This window comes from Pseudochelatococcus sp. B33 (assembly GCF_053570585.1).
The window spans coordinates 146,926-168,330 of sequence record NZ_JBSEFH010000005.1 but is presented as its reverse complement, the minus strand read 5'-3'; the positions used below and the strand labels follow the sequence as shown (position 1 = coordinate 168,330).

At 67.2% G+C, this 21,405-nt stretch carries 13 protein-coding genes; 10 read left to right on the top strand and 3 right to left on the bottom strand.

What is annotated here, in order from left to right:
• Positions 1-68: 68 nt before the first annotated feature.
• Positions 69-1,589: an exopolyphosphatase gene (ppx, locus tag ACUSIJ_RS07145; protein WP_449307693.1), complete on the top strand. Its 1,521-nt coding sequence runs from the start codon at positions 69-71 to the stop codon at positions 1,587-1,589.
• A gap of 55 nt (positions 1,590-1,644) precedes the next feature.
• Here ppx and rnd read toward each other — a convergent pair whose 3' ends face one another.
• The gene (gene rnd / locus ACUSIJ_RS07140; RefSeq protein ID WP_449307692.1) at positions 1,645-2,790 is read right to left on the bottom strand and encodes a ribonuclease D; all 1,146 of its coding nucleotides are present in this window, start codon (positions 2,788-2,790) and stop codon (positions 1,645-1,647) included.
• Positions 2,791-3,077: 287 nt separating this feature from the next.
• Here rnd and aspS point away from each other — a divergent pair, with 287 nt between their 5' ends.
• Genes aspS through ACUSIJ_RS07125 form a run of 3 tightly spaced genes read left to right on the top strand, consistent with a single transcriptional unit; the run spans position 3,078 to position 6,902 of the window.
• Positions 3,078-4,892, top strand: coding sequence for an aspartate--tRNA ligase (gene aspS, locus ACUSIJ_RS07135; protein WP_449307691.1), 1,815 nt, complete (start codon positions 3,078-3,080; stop codon positions 4,890-4,892).
• 4 nt (positions 4,893-4,896) lie between these two features.
• Complete coding sequence (locus tag ACUSIJ_RS07130) at positions 4,897-5,823, top strand: glycosyltransferase family 2 protein (RefSeq protein WP_449307690.1); 927 nt, start codon at positions 4,897-4,899, stop codon at positions 5,821-5,823.
• Complete coding sequence (locus tag ACUSIJ_RS07125; protein WP_449307689.1) at positions 5,820-6,902, top strand: acyltransferase family protein; 1,083 nt, start codon at positions 5,820-5,822, stop codon at positions 6,900-6,902. Before ACUSIJ_RS07130 ends, ACUSIJ_RS07125 begins: the two co-directional genes overlap by 4 nt.
• On the opposite strand, the gene ACUSIJ_RS07120 is transcribed toward ACUSIJ_RS07125, so the two are convergent.
• Complete coding sequence (locus tag ACUSIJ_RS07120; RefSeq protein WP_449307688.1) at positions 6,856-7,494, bottom strand: CatB-related O-acetyltransferase; 639 nt, start codon at positions 7,492-7,494, stop codon at positions 6,856-6,858. The two genes, ACUSIJ_RS07125 and ACUSIJ_RS07120, sit on opposite strands and share 47 nt — an antisense overlap.
• A gap of 124 nt (positions 7,495-7,618) precedes the next feature.
• Between ACUSIJ_RS07120 and ACUSIJ_RS07115 the strand changes: the two genes are divergently transcribed.
• A complete protein-coding gene (locus ACUSIJ_RS07115) occupies positions 7,619-9,922 on the top strand; it encodes an NADP-dependent malic enzyme (RefSeq protein ID WP_449307687.1) in 2,304 nt (767 codons plus the stop codon).
• A 72-nt stretch (positions 9,923-9,994) separates the two neighbouring features.
• Here ACUSIJ_RS07115 and ACUSIJ_RS07110 read toward each other — a convergent pair whose 3' ends face one another.
• Positions 9,995-11,959, bottom strand: coding sequence for a hypothetical protein (locus tag ACUSIJ_RS07110; RefSeq protein ID WP_449307686.1), 1,965 nt, complete (start codon positions 11,957-11,959; stop codon positions 9,995-9,997).
• Between the two features lie 395 nt (positions 11,960-12,354).
• Between ACUSIJ_RS07110 and ACUSIJ_RS07105 the strand changes: the two genes are divergently transcribed.
• The 5 genes from ACUSIJ_RS07105 to ACUSIJ_RS07085 all read left to right on the top strand — a co-directional run bounded on the left by ACUSIJ_RS07105 (position 12,355) and on the right by ACUSIJ_RS07085 (position 21,359).
• Positions 12,355-12,804, top strand: a complete 450-nt coding sequence (locus ACUSIJ_RS07105) for a hypothetical protein (protein ID WP_449307685.1) — start codon at positions 12,355-12,357, stop codon at positions 12,802-12,804.
• Positions 12,805-13,071: 267 nt separating this feature from the next.
• Complete coding sequence (pyrC, locus tag ACUSIJ_RS07100; RefSeq protein ID WP_449307683.1) at positions 13,072-14,118, top strand: dihydroorotase; 1,047 nt, start codon at positions 13,072-13,074, stop codon at positions 14,116-14,118.
• Positions 14,119-14,248: 130 nt separating this feature from the next.
• Positions 14,249-17,710: a pyruvate carboxylase gene (gene pyc / locus ACUSIJ_RS07095; protein ID WP_449307682.1), complete on the top strand. Its 3,462-nt coding sequence runs from the start codon at positions 14,249-14,251 to the stop codon at positions 17,708-17,710.
• A 407-nt stretch (positions 17,711-18,117) separates the two neighbouring features.
• Positions 18,118-18,768, top strand: a complete 651-nt coding sequence (locus ACUSIJ_RS07090; RefSeq protein WP_449307681.1) for a cold-shock protein — start codon at positions 18,118-18,120, stop codon at positions 18,766-18,768.
• A 1,247-nt stretch (positions 18,769-20,015) separates the two neighbouring features.
• Positions 20,016-21,359 (top strand): porin, encoded by a 1,344-nt coding sequence (locus tag ACUSIJ_RS07085; RefSeq protein ID WP_449307680.1) that lies wholly within the window; start codon positions 20,016-20,018, stop codon positions 21,357-21,359.
• The last annotated feature ends 46 nt before the right edge of the window (positions 21,360-21,405 follow it).

The following is a 21,405-nucleotide window of genomic DNA, read 5'->3' as shown; positions in this document are numbered from 1 at the left end:
TTGACCGGAGCCTCCGGACATATGATGCGCCAATATCCGATGCCGGCGCGGCTGAAAGGCCGCAGCCGGTGAGGCGACCGGACGTTACGGCCCCGGTCGCCATCATCGACATCGGCTCGAACTCGATCCGCCTCGTGATCTACGAGGCGCTGAGCCGCGCCCCCGCCCAGCTTTTCAACGAAAAGGTGCTCTGCGGCCTCGGCCGCGCGGTCGTCTCCACCGGCCGGCTCGCCGAGGAGGCGGTGGACAAGGCGCTGAGGGCGCTGACGCGCTTCCGCCTGCTGTGCGAGGCCGCCAGGGTCGAGACCATCCATATCGTCGCCACGGCGGCCGCGCGCGACGCGGCCAACGGTCCCGACTTCATCGCCGAGGCCGAACGCATCCTCGGCCGCAAGATCGAGCTTCTGTCCGGCCGGCGCGAGGCGCAGCTCTCCGCCTACGGCATTCTCTCGGGCTTCCATCGCGCCGACGGCGTCGTCGGCGATCTCGGCGGCGGCAGCCTAGAGCTGGTGGACGTCATCGGCAACACCGTGGCCCAGGGCATCACCACCAAGCTCGGCGGCCTCGCGCTGCAGGATGTCACCGGCGGGTCGCTCAAGAAAGCGGTCCGGGTCATCCGCGACGCACTCGCCGAAGCCGCGCCGCTCGATGCGCTGCGCGGGCGCGCGTTCTACGCGGTCGGCGGCACGTGGCGGGCGCTGGCGGCGCTGCACATGGCTCAAAAAGCCTACCCGATGCACGTCATGCACGGCTACACCATCCCGGCGCGGGATGCGGCGGAGTTCAGCAAGATCGTCGAGCGCGCCGATACGGACGTGCTCGAATCGATCGATTCCGTGTCCGAGGCGCGCCGCCCGCTGCTCGGCTACGGCGCGTTGCTGCTCGACGAGATCATCCGGCGCGGGCGCCCGAGCGCCGTCGTGCTGTCGGCGCTGGGCGTGCGCGAAGGGCTGCTGTACGAGCTGCTCGGCGAGCAGGAGCGGCGCATTGACCCGCTGCTGGCGGGCGCTGCCGAACTCAACCGGCTGATGTCGCGCAATCCTGCCCATGCGGCGGATCTCATCGACTGGACGGCGCGCCTGAGCGCCTCGCTGCATCTCGACGAGAACGAGGACGAACGCCGTCAGCGCGAGGCGGCGTGCCTGCTGTCCGATCTTGCCTGGCGCGCCCATCCCGACTACCGCGGCGAGCAGAGCCTCAGCCTGATCGCGCATGCCTCGCTGACCGGCGTCGACCATCCGGGCCGGGCGTTCATCGCGCTGGCGGCGTTCTTCCGGCACGAGGGGCTGTCGCTCGAAGGCGCGAGTTCCCGCATGCGGGAGCTGGTGACGCCGCGCATGCTGAACCGCGCCCGCATTCTCGGCGGCATGATGCGGGTCGCCTATCTGCTGTCGGCCGCGATGCCCGGCACGCTGGCGCGCACACCGGTGGTCGGCAGCGGCGATCGTCTGGTGCTGTCGCTGCCCGCCGATCTGGAGCCGCTGGCCAACGAGCGTCTCGTGGGCCGGCTGCGTCAGCTCGCCCGCATCGTCGGCCGCGACCCGGCCGTGGTGACCGTGCCGAACCACGCGACCGGATCGGCGGCCTGACCGGGCCGCCGTCTCCGGGCACTCCATCGCACCCTGGGCTGAATGTCGATTCAGCCTAGCGCTCGATCAGGATCACCCTGTTGCCGTCGATGGCGATGGCGAGCTTGCCGTGCTTGAGCTTGAGCGCCTGCTCGCCGAAGATGTTGCGCCGCCAGCCGTGGAGCGCCGGCACGTCCGCGTTGTCGTCCACGGCGATGGCTTCGAGGTCGTCCACGGTGGCGAGGATCTTGGGTGCGACGCGGGCCGTCTCCGCCACGCTTTTCAGCAGCACCTTGAGCAGTTCGAGCACCGCGCCCGTGTTGGCGCGTCCGCGCGGGCGCTCCAGCGCCGGCAGGCTCGCGGGGTCGCGCGCCAGCGCCCGCTCCACCGCCTCGAGGATATCCGCGCCGGCGCGCGAGCGCTCGAAGCCGTTCGGGATGGAGCGCAGCCGCCCCAGCGCCTCGGCGGAATGCGGCGCGTTGACCGCGACATCGACGATGCCATCGTCCTTCATCACCCGCGAGCGGGGCACGTCTCGCGCGCGCGCCTCGCGCTCGCGCCACGCCGCGACCTCGATCAGCACCGCCAGTTCCCGCTGCTTGCGCACCCGCCCGCGCAGCTTCTGCCACGCGTCCTCCGGGTGGAGCTCGTAGGTGGCGGGGCTGGTGAGGATGGCCATTTCCTCCTCCAGCCAGCCGGACCGGCCCGAGGCGGCGAGATCGGCGGCAAGGGCCGCATAGATGGTGCGCAGATGCGTGACGTCGGAGAGCGCGTAGGTGAGCTGCTGGTTGTCGAGCGGCCGGCGCGACCAGTCGGTGAAGCGCGAGGACTTGTCGATGCGCGCGTGGGCGAGGTCGTTGGTCAGCTGCTCGTAGGAGACCGAGTCGCCGTAGCCGCATACCATGGCCGCGACCTGGGTATCGAACAGCGGCGTCGGGATCACCTGCCCGCGCTGCCAGATGATCTCGACGTCCTGGCGGGCGGAATGAAACACCTTGACCACGGCCTCATCGGCCATCAGCGCGAAGAACGGGGCAAGGTCGATGCCGGGCGCGAGCGGGTCGACGAGCACGGCCTCCTCCGGGCTCGCCATCTGGATGAGGCAGAGCTTGGCATAGAAGGTCGTCTCGCGCAGAAACTCGGTGTCCACGGTCACGAAGGGGTGATGGGCGAGGCGCGCGCAGGCGGCTGTGAGGGCGTCGGTGGTCGATATCAGGTCCATGATGCCCGCTATAGCATCAAACCGGAAAATGTGCGCATTTTTCGGAAAAATTTGATGCGGGAATAAAAAGATGGAGCGGCGGAACGGTTCAGCTTGAGTGCCCGCCGCTCCATAGCCGAGCGCGCGGCGCTTGTCGCCGCGGCGCGGACGATTTACGCGACCTTTGGGGCACTTTTTGCGGCTGATGCTTGACAAGCGGTGTCCGCCGTGGACTTCTCCCGGCCTGCCGGCCGTTTCAGAGGGCGGCGCGCTTCGCTTCTTCCGTCACACGAGACTGGCTTTCCGTCATGCATCGCTACCGTTCCCATACCTGCGGCGCTCTGCGCGAATCCGACATCGGCGCCGACGTGCGCCTGTCCGGCTGGTGCCATCGCATCCGCGACCACGGCGGCGTGCTGTTCATCGACCTGCGCGACCATTACGGCCTGACGCAGGTGGTGGCCGATTCCGATTCGCCTGCGTTCGAGGCGGTGTCGCAGGTGCGCTCCGAATGGGTGGTCCGCATCGATGGCAAGGTGCGCCACCGCCCGGCCGGCACCGAAAACCCCGATCTCACGACTGGCCAGGTCGAGGTCTACGTCACCGACCTTGAGGCGCTCGGCCCGGCGGCCGAGCTGCCGTTGCAGGTGTTCGGCGACCAGACCTATCCGGAAGAGACGCGCCTCAAGTACCGCTTTCTCGACCTGCGCCGCGAGAAGCTGCACCGCAACATCATCCGCCGCGGGCAGGTGATCGATTCGCTGCGCCGGCGCATGCGGGAACAGAATTTCTTCGAGTTCCAGACCCCGATCCTGACCGCCTCCTCGCCCGAGGGCGCGCGCGACTTCTTGGTGCCGAGCCGCCTGCATCCGGGCAAGTTCTATGCCCTGCCGCAGGCGCCGCAGCAGTTCAAGCAGCTCACCATGATCGCGGGCTTCGACCGCTATTTCCAGATCGCGCCCTGTTTTCGCGATGAGGATGCCCGCGCCGACCGCTCGCCGGGCGAGTTCTACCAGCTCGATATCGAGATGAGCTTCGTCACCCAGGAGGATGTGTTCCAGGCCGTGGAACCCGTGCTGCGCGGCGTGTTCGAGGAATTCGCCGACGGAAAGCCGGTCACGCAAACCTTCCCGCGCATCCCCTATGCCGAGTCGCTGCTGAAATACGGCTCCGACAAGCCCGACCTGCGCAACCCGCTCGTCATCGCCGACGTGTCGCAGGAGTTCGTCGCCGAGGGCGTCACCTTCAAGGCGTTCCGCGGCGTGGTGGAATCGGGCGGCGTGGTGCGCGTCATCCCGGCGCCCGGCGCCGCGAGCCAGCCGCGCTCGTTCTTCGACAAGCTCAACGACTGGGCGCGCGGCGAGGGCGCGCCGGGGCTCGGCTATGTCGTGTTCGAGGAGGAGGGCGGCGCGCTCGTCGGCAAGGGGCCGATCGCCAAGTTCATCCCCGCCGACGTGCAGGCAGCCATCGCGGCAAAGGCGGGTGTGGGGGCGGGCGATGCGGTGTTCTTCTCCGCCGGCGAGGAACTGAAGGCGGCGAAGCTCGCGGGCGCGGCGCGCCTGCGCATCGGCGACGAACTCGGGCTCTCGGTGAAGGACCGCTTCGATCTGTGCTGGATCACCGATTTCCCGATGTACGAATGGAACGAGGACGAGAAGCGCATCGACTTCTCCCACAACCCGTTCTCCATGCCGAACTTCGACCACGACGCCTTTCTGGCGCTCGACCCCGCGGACGAGAAGACGATCCTCGGCATCACCGCCTTCCAGTACGACATCGTCTGCAACGGCATCGAGCTGTCGTCGGGCGCCATCCGTAACCACCGGCCGGACATCATGCGCAAGGCCTTCGCCATTGCCGGCTACGGCGAGGATGTGCTGGAGGCGAAGTTCGGCGGCATGCTGCGGGCGCTGAGCTTCGGCGCCCCGCCGCACGGCGGCATCGCGCCCGGCGTCGACCGCATCGTGATGCTGCTGTGCGACGAGCCCAACATCCGCGAGGTGGTGCTGTTCCCCATGAACCAGCGCGCCGAGGACCTCTTGATGGGCGCGCCCTCGGAGGTGACGGCCAAGCAGCTCCGCGAGCTGCACATCCGCCTCAACCTGCCCGAAAAGCCCGCGTGACGGCATGCCGGCGGGCACGGCCGGGACAGGGGAGGCGCCGCCGGTTCCAGCGGTGGAGGCGGTCGTCGTCAGCTTCGAGAGCGCCGGTGTGCTGCCGGCCTGCCTCGCGGCGCTGACCCGCGAGGGCGCGGCGGTCATCGTCGTCGACAACGCCAGCACCGACGGCTCGGCGGAGCTCGCCGAAAACCGCGGCGCGCGCGTCATCCGCAACGCCCGGAACGAGGGATATGGGCGCGCCAACAACGTCGGCATGCGCGCGGCCCGCCGTCCGCTCGTGCTGATCTGCAACCCGGACGCCGAGCTGGAGGAGGGCGCGCTCGCCGAATTGCTGCGGGCCGCTGAAGCCTATCCCGACGCCGCGCTCCTCGCGCCGCGCATCGTGGAGCGGGACGGGCGGTTCTTCTTCCAGTTCCGCTCGTTGCTGTCGCCCTACCTGCCGAACCCCTCCGGCGTGCGCCGTTTTCCGGAGGGCGACTGCTGCGCGCCGTTCCTGTCCGGCGCGGTCCTGCTGGCGCGCCGCGACGCCCTGCTGTCGATCGGCGGCTTCGACGACAACATTTTTTTGTTCTTCGAGGACGACGACCTGTGCCGGCGCGTCATCGACGCCGGCCATTCGCTCGTTCACGTTCACGCAGCCGTGGCGCGCCACCAGCGCGGCGGATCGAGCGCGCCCTCGCTGGCGCGCGTCCTGACCGCCCGCTGGCACCTCGCCTGGTCGCGCGCCTATATCAGCCATAAGTACGGGCTGAGAAGCCCGGCGCTCGGCATGGCGCTCGTCAACGGCTTGAAGGCGCTCGGAAGCTGCCTCATTCTCAATCGCCGGCTTGCCGTGCGCTACGGCGGTTCATGCATGGGCGCGCTGGCGTGGCTTTTCGGGCGCGATGCGCTGTCCCGGCAAGGCTTGTCCCGCAACGGTCCGGGGGGTGAATGAAGGCGTTTCTGCAACCATCCATGATCGAGGCGTCCATGGCGGCATCGACCCGGCGTGGCGGCGACAATTTCAGCCTGCTGCGCCACCTGCTGGCGCTCTCCGTGATCGTCTCGCATGCCTTCAGCGTCGGCACGGGCGCGCCCGGTGACGAGCCGCTCCATACCCTGACCGGCTTTTCGCTCGGCGAGCATGCGGTGAACGGCTTTTTCGCCATCTCCGGCTTTCTCGTCACCATGAGTTTCGTGCGCCGCGGTCCGCTCGACTACGCGGTGGCGCGCACGCTGCGCATCGCGCCGGCGCTCATTGCCGCCGTGCTGGCGTGCGCGTTTCTGCTCGGGCCGGCGCTAACCGCACTGCCGCTCGCCGATTATTTCCGCGATCCGCAATTGTGGCGCTTCGTCGAGGCGACGCTGACGACGCTGAAAAGCACCGCGCCGCTGCCGGGCGTGTTCACCGAGAATCCGTTCCGCTTTCCGCTCGGCACGGTGTGGACGCTGAAATACGAGGTCATCTGCTATGCTGTGGTGCTTGGCCTCGGCGTCGTCGGCGCGCTGCGCCACCGCGTGGCGGTACTCGTCCTCGTCGGCGGGCTGGTCGCGGCGAGCCTCGGCCTCGATGTCTTCCATCCGGAGGCGGGCAAGGGCCTGCAGACATCGATCCGCCTGCCGCTGATCTTCCTGACCGGCAGCGTGCTCTACCTCTATCGCGAGCGCGTGCCGTCGAGCCCGGTGATCGTGGCGGGGCTCGTTCTCGCCGCCTGGCTCGGCGCCGGGACGCCGCTCTACCATACGCTGCTCTTCATCGCTTCGGCCTACGGTGTGCTGTGGCTGGCGCTCGGCGCGCCGGTGCCGCTGCGCGCGCCCCGCGCCGATCTGTCCTATGGCCTCTATCTCTACGGCTGGCCGGTGCAGCAGGTGCTGTTCGCCTTCTTCCCGGCCGTGCCGGCGGCGGTCATGCTCGCCCCGGCGATCGCCGTCTCGGCCGTCGTCGCCGCGCTGTCGTGGTACGCGGTCGAGCAGCCGGCGCTGGCGCTCAAGGGCCGGCTGATGGCGGTGCGGCGCCTGCCCGCAAAAGCCTGACGGCCGCGACGAGCTCCCGCGCCCGCTCGCCCTGCAGCAGCGGCAGCAGCGGCACGAGGGCAGCATCGGGCAACTCCCACCATGCCGCCTCCAGCAGGTCCGCGACGAGATCGTCGGGAAAGCGCGTGCGCACCGCGCGCGCCGGCACGCCGGCCATGAGCGTGTAGGGCGCGACATCGCGCGTCACCACCGCCCGCGCCGCGATCACCGCGCCGTGGCCGATGGTGACGCCGGGCAGGATCATCGCCCCCGAGCCGATCCACACGTCGGAGCCGATGACGACGTTGCCGCCGCCCGCCCGGTAATCGGCCAGGCGCTCGCTCCCTGGCCACGCGTCGGGAAAGGCGGAAAAGGGGAAGGTCGACGTCCAGTGCATATGATGCCCGCCGCCGAGCAGGATCTCCACCTTGTCGGCGATGGAGCAGAAGCGCCCGATGACGAGCGTGTGTCCCTGGTCGGCGAAGCGCACCTTGGGGTGGCCATAGCTGTGCGCGCCAACGGAAAAGCCATGGCGGCGGATCTGACGCGCCAGAAATATCCGCGTCTCGTTGCGCGGATTGCGCCAGCGTTTCATCAGGCCGAAAGGAAACATCAGCTATTCCTGAAATGCAATCCTGGCGTCGATCGCGCCATTGACGAACCTCTGCCCGGAAGCGAAAACGGATATCGGGCAGCCACGGCCATTCTCAGCAAAAAGTATAGGGGGCGACGCACCTATGACCGGCAACATTTCTCAGGACCTCAAGGCAGGAGCTCTCTTCTATCACCGCAATCCCCGCCCGGGAAAGCTTGAGATCAAGCCGACCAAGCCGCTCGGCAACCAGCGCGACCTCGCGCTTGCCTATTCCCCCGGCGTCGCCGCCGCCTGCGAGGCCATCGTCGCCGAGCCCGGCGAGGCCGACACTCTCACCATCCGCCAGAACCTCGTCGCCGTGGTGTCGAACGGCACGGCGGTGCTCGGCCTCGGCAACATCGGCGCGCTCGCGTCCAAGCCCGTGATGGAGGGCAAGGCGGTCCTGTTCAAGAAGTTCGCCGGCATCGATGTGTTCGACATCGAGGTGGCGGAGACCGACGTCGATCGCCTCGTCAATGTCGTGGCGGCGCTGGAGCCCACCTTCGGCGGCATCAACCTTGAGGACATCAAGGCCCCCGAGTGCTTCGAGGTCGAGGAGCGGCTGAAGCTGCGCATGAACATCCCGGTGTTCCACGACGACCAGCACGGCACGGCCATCATCGTGGGGGCTGCGGTCACCAACGCGCTGCTGCTCGGCGGCAAGCGCATCGACAAGGTCAAGATCGTCGCCTCCGGGGCGGGCGCTGCGGCGCTTGCATGCCTCAACCTGCTGGTGTCGCTCGGCGCCAGGCGCGAAAACATCTGGGTGACCGATATCGAGGGCGTCGTCTACAAGGGGCGCGAGACGCTGATGGACCGCTGGAAGGCGATCTACGCCCAGGACACGGACAAGCGCACGCTCAGCGACGTCATCGAGGGAGCGGACATCTTCCTCGGCCTCTCCGCCGCCAACGTGCTGAAGCCCGAGATGGTCAAGAAGATGGGCGACCGGCCGCTCATCCTTGCGCTCGCCAATCCCGACCCCGAGATCCCGCCCGAGACGGCCCGCGAGGTGCGGCCGGACGCCATCATCTGCACCGGGCGTTCCGATTATCCCAACCAGGTCAACAACGTCCTGTGCTTTCCCTTCATCTTCCGGGGCGCGCTCGATGTCGCCGCCTCCACCATCAACGAGGCGATGAAGGCGGCCGCCGTCAAGGCCATCGCGGAACTGGCGCGCGAGGCGCCCTCCGATGTCGTCGCCCGCGCCTATGGCGGCGAGGCGCGCAACTTCGGCCCGGACTCGGTCATTCCCAATCCGTTCGATCCGCGCCTCATCCTGCGCATCGCGCCGGCCGTCGCGAAGGCGGCGATGGAATCGGGCGTGGCGCGCAAGCCGATCAAGGATTTCGACGCCTACGCCGACTCGCTCAACGGCTTCGTGTTCCGTTCCGGCTTCATCATGAAGCCGCTGTTCAGCCAGGCGCGGGCCGAGCCCAGGCGCGTCATCTACGCCGAGGGCGAGGACGAGCGCGTGCTGCGCGCGGTGCAGGCCGTGGTCGAGGAAGGCATCGCCCGTCCCATTCTCATCGGCCGTCCCACCGTCGTCGAGGCGCGCCTGAAGCGCTTCGGTCTGTCGCTGGAGCCGGGCGAGCATTTCGACCTCATCAACCCGGACGACGATCCGCGCTATCGCGACTATGTCGCCAGCTATCTGGAGGCGGCGGGGCGCCAGGGCATCACGCCTGACCTCGCCCGCACGCTGATGCGCACCAACCAGACGGTCATCGCCGCGGTGGCGCTGCTGCGCGGCGACGCCGACGCGCTCATCTGCGGCGTGGAGGGGCGGTTCGACTCGCACCTGCGCCACATCCGCAACATCATCGGCACCGCGCCGGGCGTCGACGATTTCGCCGCCATGAGCCTCATCATCACTTCCAAGGGGCATTACTTCCTCGCCGACACCCACATCCGCCAGGATCCCACCGCCCAGGAACTGGCGGATACGGCGGTCTCCTGCGCCGCCCATGTGCGCCGCTTCGGCATCGAGCCCAAGGTGGCGCTGCTGTCGCATTCCAACTTCGGCTCCGCCGATTCGGCCTCGGCCCGCAAGATGCGCCAGGCGCTGGCGCTGCTGCGCGCGCGCGCGCCGGATCTCGAAGTCGACGGGGAGATGCAGGCCGACGCGGCGCTGTCGCAGCTCGTGCGCGACCGCTCGCTGCCGTCGTCCCACCTCAAGGGCGCGGCCAACGTGCTCGTCCTGCCGACGCTCGACGCGGCCAACATCGCCTTCCAGTTCGCCCGCGTGCTGGCCGATGCGTTGCCGGTCGGGCCGATCCTGCTCGGGCAGGCGAAACCGGCGCACATTCTCACCGAGACCGTCACCGCGCGCGGCATCGTCAACATGACTGCCGTTGCGGTGGTGGAAGCGCAGGCCGGCACCTCGCTCGCCATTCCGGCCGGGTGAGGGGAGCCGGCTCCCGCCGGATCGGGATGCGCGTGGAGAGGCCGCCTCCGGCCGTCGCCCGGCGTGGATGGGTCAGTTCGACGTGGTGATGTCGAAGTGTTCCATGAGCTTGGCTGGCGCTGCGTCGAGATCCAGCGTGCTGAGCGGAACGCCCTGCGGGTCACGCGCCTTCGCCGTGAGAGTGAGCTTGCCGGGCGCGGTCGCGAAGCGCGACACGGCGTTGGCGATCTTGCGGGCCGCCGGCGTCTCGCCGATCAGCGCCGGGATGCCGATGGAGGCGAGCGCCGCATATTGCTGCCTGAGCTCGTCCTCGCTGCCGGCGCCTGCCGCCGACTGCTGTTTGACGAACCGCTCGAACAGGCCGCCGTCCTCCAGCGTCAACGTCAGGTCGTGCAGCGACGACTGTTCCAGCGCCTGCAGGATCAGGCTGATGTCGCCCGAATACGCATCCCGCCCGACATTGCCGAAACGCGCGCCGGCCGCGATGCTGCCGATGTCCACCCCCGACAGGGACAGGGTGTCGATCGCGAGCTGGTTCGTGGCCTCGTCCCAGTTGCCGCGGAAGACGGAGGAGATGGTCAGCTCCTCGTAGCCGAGCGCGCGCAATTCGCGCAGCCCGTCCGCGTCCGTGTCCGGCAGGCGCGCGTGCAGATCCGTCAGCACCGTCTCGAAATGGGACCGGCCACCGGCGACATTGCCGCCGGTGGTGGTCTCGAACGTCCTGATCGAGAAGGCGAAGCGATCCGCCTGTTTGGATTCTTCGTCGCTGATATCGACATCGACGTCGACGTCGGCGACCATCAGCCGTCCGCCGGTGGGGGCAAACCGCGCGCCGTCGAGCAGCGCGCTGTTCCCGTCCTTCCCGGTCAGGTCCGATCTGGCCGCCTCCTCGAGCGCCGTGATCGTCGATCCGAACGACAGGTTCTCGACCGCGAACCGCCCGATGGACACCGTGTCCGGCTCCGTCTTCCCGTCCGCCTTTGCCTTCGGCTGGCTGGAGGCGGCGATGTCGTTGAAGACAAGGCCGAGCTGCTGATCGCCATAGTGCGAGGCGATCGACTGGATGCGCACCGTGAAGTCGACGCCGTCAGCCGTGCCCTCGCTGCGGATGTTCACGTCGCTGGCCGTGGTCTTGCCGAAATCGAACGAGGACAGCAGGTCGGCAAAGCCGATGAGCAGGATGCGCAGCTTTTCGGGGGGCAGATCGTCCAGATCGTCTCCGGTCGCGTCGAGCATGCCGAAAAGCTGCGACAGCGGCGTGCGCGGCTGGCGGGCCGAGACGCCCTCGCCCGCGATGGTGTCGATCGTCACCTCCACGGTGAGCTCGTCGTTCTCGTCCGAGGCATGTTGCGTAAAGCGGTAGTCGCTGATCGTGAACGGGCCGTGGAGCGGCTGTGTCGGGCGCTCGCCGGAGGCGGAGCCGGACGCATCGCCCGTCAGCAGGCGCGCGGTGAAGACGGTGTCGACGGCCTCCACGGCGATCCGGCCGATGGTGCCGGAGAACCTCTCCTCCTCGTTGGTGTCGCCGTTCTCGTCCTTCCGCTCCGCAGTCACGGAGCTGGACGCGCGGCCGGCGGTCGCCCGGCCGATCACGCCGCTTGCGATATCCCGCAGCTCGACGTCGAAATACCGGGTGATCTGCGTCGTGCCGCCGCCCATCACGGTCACGGTGAGCTCGGGAATGGTGACGAGCGCCGCCGAGAAGGCGGCGAGACGCTCGGCCACGGAACGCCCGGCCGGCGTTGTCTGGGCCGAATCGTCGAACAGCGACTGCAGCTCGGGCTGCGTCAGGTTCGATCCCTCGACGCTCGCCTGCGGGATCTCGACGGAAACCGCGTCGTTGCCGATCCGGATGTCGGCGAGGCGCAGCGGCTCGGCCGCCTGCGCCGCCGGGACGAGCCACGCGAGAACGCCGGCGTGCGCAGGGCCCGGCCCCGATGCCTCCCGCTCCGGCGCCGACGGTCCGGTGACAATCTGCGCGCCCATCAGAAGCAGGGCGCCGGCCAGCACGGTTCGAACGTTCGAGATCAACGACATGTATCGGTTCCCGTCCATGCTATTTGAGACACGGGTCGGAACATATCACGTACACGCGCCCATTGATACCCTTCAATGGCAGAAAAACGCCCACCGGCGCACATTTCCGGCCTCGACGGGAAGTCGGTATGCAATAAATGTTACTTTATAATTTTCGAATAGTGCAGGCATGGAACAGTCATTGTTGTGTCATGATTGCTGTCCGGCGCCGACGTCATTATAACTGACTCCTGATTTTCTTTTAAGATGCTTCGCAATGGCCGGCGCATGCTTTAGGCGGTCGCGGCCTTGCGCCGTTGGGCGGTGCGGGTGATCATCATGTATATTGTGCCGAGCGGTTCATCCTCTATTGATGTTCATGTATGGTGCAAGCGAATCAAACAGGGATGGTTGAGATGACAGACGGAAATTCGGGTAACAACAACGATACCCACACCGGCGATTCCGGGGGCGTCCCCGGATTGTCGTTTGCGGCTGTGGTTGGCGAGGACGATCAGGTGCTGCTGAAGGCGCGCTCCTCGCATGGCGAGACCGCGCTGCCGCTTTCGGGCGAACAGGCAGCGCTGCTTGGCCGCGCGCTGCTCACGGCGTCCGTGGCGTTGCGGGCCGGCGCGTCGCGCCCGCCGGTGGGCACGCCGGTCGACGACTGCCAGTTCCCCGTGCTGCGCTGGGTGGCGGCGCGGTCGAACCGCAACGGCCTGCCGCTGATTTCGGTCGTTCTCCCCGGCGGCATCGGCATCACGTTGCAGCTTGAGGACCAGACGCTGGCGCAGTGCGGCGAATCCCTGGTCAAGCTTGCCAGCACGCAGCCCTCGGCGCCCGGCGGCCTGCCGCCGGTCATCTGACGCCATCGGCCCGGTCGCCGGCCGAAGCCGAACGGACCGCGGAACGGATCGATTCCCGCGCCGCGCGGGCTTGACCAAAGGCCGATGGGCAAGACTGCCGGCCTTTGCGCGCTCCCCGGCTGGCGCTCCCGGAGGCGCTTTCCGGTCAAATGATTCCATATTGACCGGAAAGCACTCTAGGCGCGGCGGGGCGCGCCTGCTACAACGCGGCCCGGCGCGCGCCCCAGGGGAGCGAGGCCGGTTGCAATGCGCGGAATCCGTTGAAGAATGACTGACGTCCTGACCATTCGCCAGCCCGACGACTGGCATGTCCATCTGCGTGACGGCGAGACGCTGCGCGCCGTTGCGCCTGCGACCGCCGCGCATTTCGGCCGCGCCATCATCATGCCCAATCTCGTGCCGCCGGTCGTCACCACGGCGCAGGCGCAAGCCTATCGGGCGCGGATTCTGGCGGCGCTGCCGCCCGGCAGCGGGTTTCAGCCGCTCATGACCCTCTACCTCACCGACGATACCGATGCCGACGACGTCGTCGCCGGGCATCGGGCGGGCGCGGTAACGGCGGTCAAGCTCTATCCGCAGCACGCCACGACGAATTCGCATTTCGGCGTCAGCGACATCGCGCGCATCCACCCGGTGCTGGAGCGGCTGGAGAAGGCGGGCGTGCCGCTGCTGGTCCACGGCGAGGTCGCTGATCCCGAGGTCGATATCTTCGACCGCGAGGCGGTGTTTCTGGAGCGGGTGCTCGATCCGCTGCTGCGCCGGTTCGCCGGTCTCACCGTCACGCTGGAGCACGTGACGACGCAGGAGGGGGTCGATTTCGTCCTCGCCGCGCGCGCGGGCGTCAGCGCCTCGGTCACGCCGCATCACCTGATGTTCAACCGCAACGCCATCTTCCGGGGCGGCATCCGGCCGCACTATTACTGCCTGCCCGTCGCCAAGCGTGAGCACCATCGCTTGGCGCTGCGCCGGGCGGCGACATCGGGCAGTCCGCGTTTCTTCCTTGGCACGGATACCGCGCCGCATCTGCGCGCCGCCAAGGAGGCGGCCTGCGGCTGCGCCGGGCTCTATGTCGCGCCGGTCGCGCTCGCAACCTATGCGCAGGTGTTCGCCGAGGAGTGGGCGCTCGACCGCCTCGAGGCCTTCGCCAGCCTCAACGGCCCGCGCCACTACGGCCTGCCGGTGAACGGGCGCCGCATCACGCTGCGCCGCGCCGAACGCTTCGTGGCCGAGGATCAGCCGATCGACGGCGGCGGGTCGATCCACGTCTACCGTGGCGGGGAGAGCGTCGGCTGGGAAGTCGATCCCATCGGCTGACGGCCTGCATGTTATCGGCATGCTATTTGCATCTCGGGGAAAATCTGTACATAAGCGACGTTTGCTGTATAGGCGTTGGCCGGTTCGCGTTGCTTGCATGAAAGACAGCGCCGGGATGTTGGGGGATTGAATGACCATACGCCGTCTGCTCGTTGCCAACCGGTCGGAAATCGCCATCCGTGTGTTTCGCGCGGCGGCGGAACTCGGCATCGAGACCATCGCCGTCTACGCGGAGGAGGACAAGCTGTCCCTTCACCGCTTCAAGGCGGACGAGGCGTATCAGGTCGGCCGTGCGCACGACGGCAGGCGCCAGCTCGGGCCGCTGGAGGCGTATCTGTCCATCGACGAGGTCATCCGCGTGGCGCGCGAGGCGAAGGCCGATGCGATCCATCCCGGCTACGGCTTCCTGTCGGAGAGCCCGGAATTCGCCGAGGCCTGCGCCGCGAACGGCATCATCTTCATCGGCCCGCGGCCGCAGACCATGCGCACCCTCGGCAACAAGGTCTCGGCGCGCAATCTCGCCGTCTCCGTCAACGTGCCGGTGATGCCGGCCTCCGATCCGTTGCCCGACGATCCGGAGGAGGTGAAGGCAATTGCCGAAAAGATCGGCTATCCTCTCATGCTCAAGGCGAGCTGGGGCGGCGGCGGGCGCGGCATGCGCCCCATCGACGGGCCGGACGATCTCATCAGCACGGTCACGACGGCGCGGCGCGAGGCCAAGGCCGCGTTCGGCAAGGACGAGGTCTATTTCGAGAAGCTCGTGCGCCGTGCCCGCCATGTCGAGGTGCAGTTGCTCGGCGACACCCACGGCGGGCTGGTGCATCTCTTCGAGCGCGACTGCACCATCCAGCGCCGCCACCAGAAGGTGATCGAGCGCGCGCCCGCCCCCTACCTCGACGACAAGACCCGCGAGGAACTGTGCCAGGCGGCGCTGAGGATCGGCCAGGCCACAGGCTATGTCGGCGCGGGCACGGTCGAGTTCCTGATGGATTCCGACACCGGCGCCTTCTACTTCATCGAGGTCAACCCGCGCATCCAGGTCGAGCATACGGTGACGGAGACGGTCACCGGCCTCGACATCGTCAAGGCACAGATCCGCATCAGTGAGGGCGGGCATATCGGCAACGTCGCCGAGACCGGCATTCCCGAGCAGCCGGCGATCCGGCTCAACGGCCACGCCCTGCAATGCCGCATCACCACCGAGAACCCGGAGAACAACTTCATTCCGGACTATGGCCGCATCACCGCCTATCGCGGCGCGTTCGGCTTCGGCATCCGCGTCGACGGCGGCACGGCCTATTCGGGGGCGGTGGTGACGCGCTTCTACGATCCGATGCTGGAAAAGCTTACCGCCTGGGCGCCCTCGCCCGAGGAGGCGGTGGCGCGCATGCTGCGGGCCGTGCGCGAATACCGCATCCGCGGCGTCGCCACCAACCTGACGTTTCTCGAGGCGCTGCTGAGCCACGAGCACTTCCTCGACGGCCAGTACACCACCCGCTTCATCGACGAGACGCCGGAGCTGTTCTCCTTCGCCCGCAAGCGCGACCGGGCGACGAAGCTGCTCGGCTATCTGGCGGATGTCACGGTCAACGGCCATCCGGAGACGCGCGGGCGGGCGCGGCCGCCGCGGGAGGCGCGGCTCGCCGAGCCGCCGGAGTTCCGGCGCGACAGGCTGCCCGAGGGCTCGAAGCAGGTGTTCGAGCGGCTCGGCGCCAAGGGCCTCGCCGACTGGATGAAAGAGCAGGGCCGCGTGCTCGTCACCGACACCACGATGCGCGACGCGCACCAGTCGCTGCTCGCGACGCGCATGCGCACTTTCGACATCGTCTCGGTGGCGGACGCCTATACCCAGGGCCTGCCGGGGCTGTTCTCGCTCGAATGCTGGGGCGGGGCGACCTTCGATGTCGCCATGCGTTTCCTGTCCGAGGATCCGTGGGAGCGCCTCGCGGCGCTGCGCGAGCGTGCGCCCAACACGCTGCTGCAGATGCTGCTGCGCGGCGCCAACGGCGTCGGCTACACCAACTATCCCGACAACGTGGTGCGCTATTTCGTCCAGCAGGCGGCCGGTGCCGGCATGGACCTCTTCCGGGTGTTCGACTGCCTCAACTGGGTCGAGAACATGCGCGTCGCCATCGATGCCGTGGGCGAGGCGGGCAAGATCGTCGAGGGCGCGATCTGCTACACCGGCGATCTCGACGATCCGGCGCGGCCGAAATACGCGCTGCAATACTACGTCGATCTGGCGAAGCAGCTGGAGGCGGCGGGCTGCCATATCCTTGGCATCAAGGACATGGCGGGGCTGCTGCGCCCTGCCGCCGCGCGCAAGCTCGTGTCGGCCCTGAAGCAGGAGGTCGGGCTGCCGATCCACCTGCATACGCACGACACGTCCGGCATCTCGGCGGCGAGCGTGCTGGCCGCGGTGGAGGCGGGCGTCGACGCCATCGACGCGGCCATGGACGCGATGTCCGGGCTCACCTCGCAGCCGTGCCTGGGTTCGATCGTGGCGGCGCTTGCCAACGGCGGGCGGGCGACGGGCCTCGACGCCGACGCCATCCGCCGCATCAGCTTCTACTGGGAGGCGGTGCGCGCGCAGTACGCCGCCTTCGAGAGCGACCTCAGGGCGGGGGCGTCCGAGGTCTACCTGCACGAGATGCCCGGCGGCCAGTTCACCAACCTCAAGGAGCAGGCACGGGCGCTCGGCCTCGACACCCGCTGGCACGAGGTGGCGCGCGCCTATCGCGATGCCAACGATCTCTTCGGCGATATCGTCAAGGTCACGCCCTCGTCCAAGGTGGTCGGCGACATGGCGCTGATGATGGTGGCGCAGGAGCTCACCCCCGCCGACGTGCTCGACCCCAGCCGCGAGATCGCCTTCCCGGCCTCGGTCGTGGAGATGCTGCGCGGCGATCTCGGCCAGCCGCCCGGCGGATGGCCCGAGGCGCTGCAGAAGAAGGTGCTGAAGGACGAGAAGCCGTCGACCGTCCGTCCGGGCTCGCTCATCGCCCCCGCCGATCTCGAGGCCGAGCGGCGCAGGGTGGCGGAGAAGCTCGACCGGCAGGTCGCCGACACCGAGCTCGCCTCCTACCTGATGTATCCCAAGGTATTCACCGACTTCGCCCTGACGAGCTGGAAATACGGCCCGGTCTCGGCGCTGCCGACGCCCAACTTCTTCTACGGCATGCAGGTGGGTGACGAGATCTCGGTCGAGATCGAGCGCGGCAAGTCGCTGGTCATCCAGTTGCAGGCGATCGGCGAGACCGACGAGAACGGGCTCGTGCGGGTGTTTTTCGAACTGAACGGTCAGCCGCGCATCATCAAGGTGCCGAATCGGGCGGCCGTCGCGGACCTGCCGGCGCGCCGCAAGGCGGAGGACGGCAACGATGCGCACGTCGCGGCCCCCATGCCCGGCATCATCGCCACCCTCGCGGTGCAGAAGGGACAGGCGGTGAAGGCCGGCGACGTCCTCGTCACCATCGAGGCGATGAAGATGGAGACGGCGCTCAGGGCGGCGCGCGACGGCATTGTCGGCGAGGTCCTGGTCAGTGCCGGCAGTCCGGTGGATGCGAAAGACCTGCTGATTACGCTCGAATAGAGATTAGAGGCGGTTAGTGACCGTCGATAGGTCCGGACGTCGGCGATTTTGTCCGATTGCGGCGCGGCCGGCTCGGCAAGCCACTTCCAATGAAACGAACTGGCGGTGAGGTGAAACTGCCCGACTGCAGCGTCGCACCGCTTGCCGATACAACCAGTATCGGCTGCGGGATGCTCCTTGCAGTTCGGGCAGTTTCACCTCATCCAGCCCCTCTCTATGGTCACTAACGGCCTCTTATTATCCGGTTTACTGAATTTCTCGCATTATCGTTCTCGCACATGGACCAAAACAAGGGTATGATGTCTCGTCGCCGGTATACTGCGATGAGCGGGGCCGTGCGCGCGAATGGTTCGCGTGGCGGTGGCCTGATCGGATAACCTTGACTACCTGTAGTTGGATCTTTCTGTATGAACCGATATGACGATTCCCGTGACGCGCGCCGGCGGGGCGCCCGTAGAGACGGTTTTGAGCCGCGCGATGGCGGGTATGGCCATTCCAGCCGTCACGACAACGATTCCCGCGACAGCTATTACTCGCCGGTGAGTGCTCCCGCCGGTCCCGCTATTGAAGCAACGGTCAAATGGTTCAACCCGAGCAAGGGCTTCGGCTTCGTCGCAGCGGCCGACGGCTCGGGTGACGCCTTCCTGTCCCTGCGGACGCTCGAGGCCGCCGGTCACAGCGGCGCCGAGTCGGGCGCGCGCGCCATCGTCCGGCTGCGCGACGGTCCGAAGGGACCGCAGGTCGCCGAGGTCGTGGAGCTGGAGGATCTGCCCCCGCAGGAGCGCCCCGCGCGCCCGTCGCGGTCGGGTGGCTTCGGCGGCGGGTATCCGCCCCGCATCGACGGTCCGGCCGAAGACGTCAACGGCACCGTGAAGTGGTACAACCGCGACAAGGGCTTCGGCTTCGTGCAGCCGGACGATGGCGGACGCGACGTGTTCGTCCATGCCTCCACGCTGCAGCGCGCCGGCCTGACTGACCTCGCCGAGGGCCAGCGGGTGCAGATGGGCGTGGTGGCCGGGGCCAAGGGGCGGGAAGCCTCCAATATCGCCCTCGACTGATCCCTGAAACACACGTCCCCCGGAAAGCGGCGCCCGCTTTCCGGAAGTGTGTTGTGTCGGCAGCGGGATGGCGGCACGGCCGACGAGCCGGCCCGCCGGAGAGCAAAGATTCGCCGATCGGGCCGAACAGGTCCGGCCGGCTGGAGCGTCAGGCCAACAAACGGCACCGTTTGTTGGAGAAGAACCTCTAACAGAAACTCAGGGGTTGGGGATGGCCGAGGGACCTGGTCATCCTGCCAATCTGCCTTCCTTTGGCACCAACTGCGGTCGATGCCGGTTGCATCGGCGAGGATCGGCAACGCATCAGGGGGCCAGAATCCCCGGTCAGCCGGCCCCGCGAGGTTTTGTCAGGGGGGCTAGATCCAAATGCATCAAAAAGATGGCGCGGCGGTGCGATGGCGGTTTTCCCTCTGTCGCCAGCAGCGCTTTCCGATCAGATGGGATCGTCTGATCGATCGGAATCCGCTCGGAAGAAAGAAGCGGGACGGTTTCGCCATTTCCGTGAAACAATGAGCCTTCCAAGCCCCGCGTCCGCGACGGCCGATCCGGGTTTGCCGAGCGAACGGCAGGCGCGCCGGAAAGGTGACGTGGCGGTGCTGATTCGCACGGCCAATCAAGCCAGATGGTGGCATGTTGACTGCGCGTCCCGTTGGGCGCGCTGTTTTTCATTGTCGGGGCTCTCCGCGCTGTCGGAAGCCGGCTTCCGTACAGTCCTCGCCCGGAACCGACATCCCGTTGATTCAAATCTTATGATAAGTCTAATTTCATATTAAATCGCGCTTGAGCGCGCGGATGATCTCATTACGACGCAAGCAACGACAAGTCACGATGCCTAATTATTATATATGATTAATAACAATTTAACGAAAAGTAGCCGCAGATGGATATATACATTTGGACACATATTGCCGAATATTCGATTGTAGATATGTAATATATGCCAGATTGCGCGGCGATATCAAGAATTTGGCTTATATACGCGTGGCGTTTTCGCAACACTGCGGTCAAAACGCAGCATAATCGTTCCATAATTATTGAATGAGCCGGTTCTCTAAGTCATGGTCACGCTGTCGGGGGCAACCGGACAATCAGACGAGCCGCGTATTGACCGTTTTGCGTTTGTAGATCGTGGGGCGAAACTGGTTTTCGGAAGACAAAGGCGCTTCATCGGCCGGTCTCTGTGAAGGCGGCATCGGGGGACGGCCTGCTCTCGTAAAGGGTCTCGATATCTCTCTGGAGGTCACACAATGAAGCTCGTGAAGAGCCTTCTCCTCGGAACCGCAGCCGGCTTCGCCGCCATTACCGGCGCTCAGGCTGCGGATCTTCCCATCGCGAAGGCAGAACCCGTCGAATACGTCCGTGTCTGCTCCACCTACGGCAGCGGATTCTTCTATGTTCCTGGCAGCGACACCTGCATCAAGATCGGTGGTCGCGTCCGTGCAGAACTCGTCTACGGCGAGACGCAGAACACGATCGCTTTCGGCAGCACCGGCAACCTGACCGGTACTGGCCGTCGGCAGGACGCCATCGGCTTCCGCGCTCGTGGCCGTCTGGACCTCGACGTGCGCACGCCCACCGATTGGGGCACGGTGCGCGCGTTCATCCGTTACCAGATCGACCGCAACACGGGCGGCGTGGTCGGCACCGGCACGGGCGCGCTGCTTGACCGTGCGTTCATCCAGTTCGCGGGCTTCACCGCCGGTCGTACGCAGTCGTTCTTCGACTTCTACGCGTCCGACCTGAACTGGGGTGACTTCGCCGGTTCGGCCGGTTCGGATACCAACATCAACCTGTTCGCCTACACCGCGACGTTCGGTTCCGGTTTCTCGGCCACCATCTCGCTCGAAGACCGCAACACCCGTCAGCTCAACCCGGGCGTGTGGGACACGGCCGGTCAGCGCCTGCCTGACATCGTCGCCAACCTGCGGGTCGATCAGGACTGGGGTTCGGCCCAGCTGTCCGGTGCCTTCCACGAGCTCAGCTCCGCTTCCATCTATGATCCCCTGACGGGCGTTACCTACCCGAGCAGCTCGTCGCTCTCGAGCGGCGTCGGCAACTGGGGCCAGCGCGTCGACACCGAGTACGGCTGGGCCATCCAGGGTGGTCTGCGCTTCAAGGTTCCGGCTCTCGGCGCGGGTGACGTGCTGTGGCTGCAGGCGGCTTACGCCGACGGCGCTCTGAACTACCTCGGTCTCAGCGGCAGCACCCAGGTCGGCCGCGTCTTCAACACCGTGACCGATGGCTACATCATCAACGGCGACATCAAGACGACCACCGGCTGGAACATCACCGCCGCCGGCGTCCACTACTGGACCCCGTCCGTCCGCTCGACCCTCTGGGGTTCGTACACGGACGTGAGCTACAGCTCGGCCGTGAAGTGGGACAACGCCAACTACCGCGACTTCAACGTCTGGAAGCTCGGTTCGGCCCTCATCTGGTCGCCGGTCCGCAACTTCGACATCGGTGTGGAAGTGCTGTACGGCCGTCTGGAGCGTGACCGCTTCCGTGCGGTCGACTTCAACCAGCCCTTCTACGTCAAGCGTTCGGAAGATCAGATCCAGACCCGCCTGCGTCTGCAGCGCGACTTCTGATCCGCCCTCCATCGCATCCCGAGAGGCCCCGGCGCATCCGCGCCGG

What these genes read in the sequence shown, in the direction of transcription:
- rnd (WP_449307692.1), bottom strand. Translation starts at nt 2,790, where the DNA reads ATGGACCTGATATCGACCACCGACGCCCTCACAGCCGCCTGCGCGCGC.
- aspS (WP_449307691.1), top strand. Translation starts at nt 3,078, where the DNA reads ATGCATCGCTACCGTTCCCATACCTGCGGCGCTCTGCGCGAATCCGAC.
- ACUSIJ_RS07130 (WP_449307690.1), top strand. Translation starts at nt 4,897, where the DNA reads ATGCCGGCGGGCACGGCCGGGACAGGGGAGGCGCCGCCGGTTCCAGCG.
- ACUSIJ_RS07125 (WP_449307689.1), top strand. Translation starts at nt 5,820, where the DNA reads ATGAAGGCGTTTCTGCAACCATCCATGATCGAGGCGTCCATGGCGGCA.
- ACUSIJ_RS07120 (WP_449307688.1), bottom strand. Translation starts at nt 7,494, where the DNA reads ATGTTTCCTTTCGGCCTGATGAAACGCTGGCGCAATCCGCGCAACGAG.
- ACUSIJ_RS07115 (WP_449307687.1), top strand. Translation starts at nt 7,619, where the DNA reads ATGACCGGCAACATTTCTCAGGACCTCAAGGCAGGAGCTCTCTTCTAT.
- ACUSIJ_RS07110 (WP_449307686.1), bottom strand. Translation starts at nt 11,959, where the DNA reads ATGTCGTTGATCTCGAACGTTCGAACCGTGCTGGCCGGCGCCCTGCTT.
- ACUSIJ_RS07105 (WP_449307685.1), top strand. Translation starts at nt 12,355, where the DNA reads ATGACAGACGGAAATTCGGGTAACAACAACGATACCCACACCGGCGAT.
- pyrC (WP_449307683.1), top strand. Translation starts at nt 13,072, where the DNA reads ATGACTGACGTCCTGACCATTCGCCAGCCCGACGACTGGCATGTCCAT.
- pyc (WP_449307682.1), top strand. Translation starts at nt 14,249, where the DNA reads ATGACCATACGCCGTCTGCTCGTTGCCAACCGGTCGGAAATCGCCATC.
- ACUSIJ_RS07090 (WP_449307681.1), top strand. Translation starts at nt 18,118, where the DNA reads ATGAACCGATATGACGATTCCCGTGACGCGCGCCGGCGGGGCGCCCGT.
- ACUSIJ_RS07085 (WP_449307680.1), top strand. Translation starts at nt 20,016, where the DNA reads ATGAAGCTCGTGAAGAGCCTTCTCCTCGGAACCGCAGCCGGCTTCGCC.